Consider the following 5580-nt stretch of genomic DNA (forward strand, 5'->3'; position numbering starts at 1 on the left):
GTTAACGCGAAATGGCCACCCGTCGTTGGGTGGCCATTTCGGTAATGGAAGTCCGGCGGTGTCCTACTCTCCCACAGGGTCCCCCCTGCAGTACCATCGGCGCTGAGAGGCTTAGCTTCCGGGTTCGGTATGGGACCGGGCGTTTCCCTCTCGCTATGGCCGCCGAAACACTATTGATGTTTCAGTCTGCACCAAGCAAAAGTGTTGCTTGTGTGCGGTTCTCGACCGTACATCGAGAACCACTCAGTGGACGCGGGCATCAGGTCCCCACCGTGGGTGGGGGTGATTATCAAGTCATCGGCTTATTAGTACCAGTCAGCTGCATGCATTGCTGCACTTCCACATCTGGCCTATCAACCCAGTAGTCTGGCTGGGAGCCTCTCACCATAAAGGTATGGAAGTCTCATCTTGAGGCCGGCTTCCCGCTTAGATGCTTTCAGCGGTTATCCATCCCGAACGTAGCTAATCAGCGGTGCTCCTGGCGGAACAACTGACACACCAGAGGTTCGTCCAACCCGGTCCTCTCGTACTAGGGTCAGATCCTCTCAAACTTCCTACGCGCGCAGCGGATAGGGACCGAACTGTCTCACGACGTTCTAAACCCAGCTCGCGTACCGCTTTAATGGGCGAACAGCCCAACCCTTGGGACCTACTCCAGCCCCAGGATGCGACGAGCCGACATCGAGGTGCCAAACCATGCCGTCGATATGGACTCTTGGGCAAGATCAGCCTGTTATCCCCGAGGTACCTTTTATCCGTTGAGCGACAGCGCTTCCACAAGCCACTGCCGGATCACTAGTCCCGACTTTCGTCCCTGCTCGACCTGTCAGTCTCACAGTCAAGCTCCCTTGTGCACTTACACTCGCCACCTGATTGCCAACCAGGTTGAGGGAACCTTTGGGCGCCTCCGTTACTTTTTGGGAGGCAACCGCCCCAGTTAAACTACCCACCAGGCACTGTCCCTGAACCGGATTACGGTTCGAAGTTAGATATCCAGAGTGACCAGAGTGGTATTTCAACAATGACTCCACGGTAACTGGCGTCACCGCTTCAAAGTCTCCCACCTATCCTACACAAGCCACACCGAACACCAATACCAAGCTGTAGTAAAGGTCACGGGGTCTTTCCGTCCTGCTGCGCGTAACGAGCATCTTTACTCGTAATGCAATTTCGCCGAGTTCGCGGTTGAGACAGTTGGGAAGTCGTTACGCCATTCGTGCAGGTCGGAACTTACCCGACAAGGAATTTCGCTACCTTAGGATGGTTATAGTTACCACCGCCGTTTACTGGGGCTTAAATTCTCAGCTTCGCCTTGCGGCTAACCGGTCCTCTTAACCTTCCAGCACCGGGCAGGCGTCAGTCCGTATACATCGTCTTGCGACTTGGCACGGACCTGTGTTTTTAGTAAACAGTCGCTACCCACTAGTCTCTGCGGCCACCACACCCTTTTCCAGGCAAGCTGGTATAAGTGGATGGCCCCCCTTCTCCCGAAGTTACGGGGGCATTTTGCCGAGTTCCTTAACCACGATTCTCTCGATCTCCTTGGTATTCTCTACCTGACCACCTGAGTCGGTTTGGGGTACGGGCGGCTAGAACCTCGCGTCGATGCTTTTCTTGGCAGCATAGGATCACCCACTTTTCATCCGCATCGTGTCTCAGCCTGTATGAGTCACGGATTTGCCTATGACTCGGCCTACGCACTTGCCCCGGGACAACCATCGCCCGGGTTGGGCTACCTTCCTGCGTCACACCTGTTAATACGCTAACCGCACCAGAATGGGGTCGTGCGCTAGGCCCAGAGCGTCACCCCGAAGGGATCGGTCACTGGGATTCAGACACTTAGCACTACTGGATTAGTTTGGGCGGTTCTTCGCCGGTACGGGAATATCAACCCGTTGTCCATCGACTACGCCTGTCGGCCTCGCCTTAGGTCCCGACTTACCCAGGGAAGATTAGCTTGACCCTGGAACCCTTGGTCTTTCGGAGGACGTGTTTCTCACACGTCTTTCGCTACTCATGCCTGCATTCTCACTCGTGTGGCCTCCACGGCTGGTTCACACCGCCGCTTCGCTGGCCACACGACGCTCTCCTACCCATCAACACGGCTGGACCACGAAGGCCTACCAATAATGTCAATGCCACAACTTCGGTGGCGTGCTTGAGCCCCGTTACATTGTCGGCGCGGAATCACTTGACCAGTGAGCTATTACGCACTCTTTCAAGGGTGGCTGCTTCTAAGCCAACCTCCTGGTTGTCTAAGCAACTCCACATCCTTTCCCACTTAGCACGCGCTTAGGGACCTTAGTTGGTGGTCTGGGTTGTTTCCCTCTCGACTATGAAGCTTATCCCCCACAGTCTCACTGCTGCGCTCTCACTTACCGGCATTCGGAGTTTGGCTGACGTCAGTAACCTTTTGGGGCCCATCGGCCATCCAGTAGCTCTACCTCCGGCAAGAAACACGCAACGCTGCACCTAAATGCATTTCGGAGAGAACCAGCTATCACGAAGTTTGATTGGCCTTTCACCCCTATCCACAGCTCATCCCCTCAGTTTTCAACCTAAGTGGGTTCGGTCCTCCACGACGTCTTACCGTCGCTTCAACCTGGCCATGGATAGATCACTTCGCTTCGGGTCTAGGACATGCGACTGAATCGCCCTATTCAGACTCGCTTTCGCTACGGCTACCCCACTCGGGTTAACCTCGCCACATATCGCTAACTCGCAGGCTCATTCTTCAAAAGGCACGCTGTCACACCTGCTAGGGGTGCTCCAACGGTTTGTAAGCAAACGGTTTCAGGTACTATTTCACTCCCCTCCCGGGGTACTTTTCACCTTTCCCTCACGGTACTTGTCCGCTATCGGTCATCTGGGAGTATTTAGGCTTATCAGGTGGTCCTGACGGATTCACACGGGATTTCTCGGGCCCCGTGCTACTTGGGATACTCTCCACGCTGCGTCCGACATTTCGGTTACGGGGCTGGCACCCGCTCTGGCCGGCCTTTCAAGACCGTTCACCTATATCGACGCATCACGTTCACTGCTCGGCAGAACAGAACGGAAAGTCCCACAACCCCCAACATGCAACACCTGCCGGCTATCACACATGCTGGGTTTAGCCTGTTCCGGTTTCGCTCGCCACTACTAACGGAATCGCGGTTGCTTTCTCTTCCTGTGGGTACTGAGATGTTTCACTTCCCCACGTTCCCTCTACCCGCCCTATATATTCAGGCGGGAGTCACTGGGTCGGCACGCCGCCCAGCGGGGTTTCCCCATTCGGACATCCTCGGATCACAGTGTGCTTATCCACTCCCCGAGGCTTATCGCAGATTGCTACGTCCTTCTTCGGCTCCAGATGCCAAGGCATCCACCGTTTGCTCTTAAAGACTTGAAATCACATGAGTTTCATCAAGAATCGACGCCCGAGCAAAGCTCGAGCGAGAAATTGACTAATGATCTTTAAGATCATCTATTACAAGATGCACCCCGAAAGGCACATCTCGAAGATGCTCGCGTCCACTGTGTAGTTCTCAAAGTACGGGCGGTACCCTCCCCCCACACCAGACCAGCCGGCATGAAGAAAAGGCCCAGAGAGGCAGTCACAGGAAACAACCGTTCCCCGCTCCCGGTCCCTCAGGACCCAACAGCGTGCACGCCCCGCCGACATCACCCCCACCGTTCCAGACCCGAAGGCCGTACTGAACAGGAGCTCTCCCAAACGAAGCCTTGTCAATGTTCCACCCATGAGCTAACCGGCAGACACGAACGGTCTGATCCGGCGCCTGGACACCCCGAAGAGTGCCAGATGCTCCTTAGAAAGGAGGTGATCCAGCCGCACCTTCCGGTACGGCTACCTTGTTACGACTTAGTCCTAATTACCGATCCCACCTTCGACGGCTCCCTCCACAAGGGTTGGGCCACCGGCTTCAGGTGTTACCGACTTTCATGACTTGACGGGCGGTGTGTACAAGACCCGGGAACGTATTCACCGCAGCGTTGCTGATCTGCGATTACTAGCGACTCCGACTTCATGAGGTCGAGTTGCAGACCTCAATCCGAACTGGGACCGGCTTTTTGGGATTCGCTCCACCTCACGGTATTGCAGCCCTTTGTACCGGCCATTGTAGCATGCGTGAAGCCCAAGACATAAGGGGCATGATGATTTGACGTCATCCCCACCTTCCTCCGAGTTGACCCCGGCAGTATCCCATGAGTTCCCACCATTACGTGCTGGCAACATAGAACGAGGGTTGCGCTCGTTGCGGGACTTAACCCAACATCTCACGACACGAGCTGACGACAACCATGCACCACCTGTTCACGAGTGTCCAAAGAGTTCTACATTTCTGCAGCGTTCTCGTGTATGTCAAGCCTTGGTAAGGTTCTTCGCGTTGCATCGAATTAATCCGCATGCTCCGCCGCTTGTGCGGGTCCCCGTCAATTCCTTTGAGTTTTAGCCTTGCGGCCGTACTCCCCAGGCGGGGAACTTAATGCGTTAGCTGCGTCACGGAATCCGTGGAATGGACCCCACAACTAGTTCCCAACGTTTACGGGGTGGACTACCAGGGTATCTAAGCCTGTTTGCTCCCCACCCTTTCGCTCCTCAGCGTCAGTTACGGCCCAGAGATCTGCCTTCGCCATCGGTGTTCCTCCTGATATCTGCGCATTCCACCGCTACACCAGGAATTCCAATCTCCCCTACCGCACTCTAGTCTGCCCGTACCCACTGCAGGCCCGAGGTTGAGCCTCGGGATTTCACAGCAGACGCGACAGACCGCCTACGAGCTCTTTACGCCCAATAATTCCGGATAACGCTTGCGCCCTACGTATTACCGCGGCTGCTGGCACGTAGTTAGCCGGCGCTTTTTCTGCAAGTACCGTCACTTTCGCTTCTTCCTTGCTAAAAGAGGTTTACAACCCGAAGGCCGTCGTCCCTCACGCGGCGTTGCTGCATCAGGCTTTCGCCCATTGTGCAATATTCCCCACTGCTGCCTCCCGTAGGAGTCTGGGCCGTGTCTCAGTCCCAGTGTGGCCGGTCACCCTCTCAGGCCGGCTACCCGTCGACGCCTTGGTGAGCCATTACCTCACCAACAAGCTGATAGGCCGCGAGCTCATCCTTGACCGAAATTCTTTCCAACTGCAGAAGATGCCTTCGCAGCTCATATCCAGTATTAGACACCGTTTCCAGCGCTTATCCCAGAGTCAAGGGCAGATTGCTCACGTGTTACTCACCCGTTCGCCACTGATCCACCCAGCAAGCTGGGCTTCACCGTTCGACTTGCATGTGTTAAGCACGCCGCCAGCGTTCATCCTGAGCCAGGATCAAACTCTCCATAAAAAAATGATGCAAACCACAACCGGGAAAACGGTCACGACCTGCGAGTTCGAAACTGACCAAAAACGAATATCAAACTGACATCCATATAATTGATCCAAAGGAATCTCAACAACCACCAAAAAGATGGTCGACGAGGTTATTTGGCATTTGACAAGTGCACGCTGTTGAGTTCTCAAGGATCGGACGCACCCACCAACCAGCCTCACAGCCAGCCCAGCAGGGCAACTTCACAATCTTATCCGCCT

At 55.1% G+C, this 5580-nt stretch carries 3 rRNA genes; all 3 read right to left on the reverse strand.

The annotated features are described in order from the left end of the window. Positions 1-50: 50 nt before the first annotated feature. The 3 genes from rrf to OL358_RS15820 all read right to left on the reverse strand — a co-directional run bounded on the left by rrf (position 51) and on the right by OL358_RS15820 (position 5335). Positions 51-167 (reverse strand): 5S ribosomal RNA (gene rrf, locus OL358_RS15810). Between the two features lie 118 nt (positions 168-285). Further along, a 23S ribosomal RNA gene (locus OL358_RS15815) occupies positions 286-3391 on the reverse strand. 422 nt (positions 3392-3813) lie between these two features. Beyond that, positions 3814-5335: ribosomal RNA gene (locus tag OL358_RS15820) — 16S ribosomal RNA — on the reverse strand. The 16S, 23S and 5S rRNA genes sit together here, the layout of an rRNA operon. Positions 5336-5580 lie beyond the last annotated feature (245 nt).

It is taken from the genome of Microbacterium sp. SSM24 (genome assembly GCF_025989145.1).
Classification (GTDB): Bacteria; Actinomycetota; Actinomycetes; order Actinomycetales; family Microbacteriaceae; genus Microbacterium.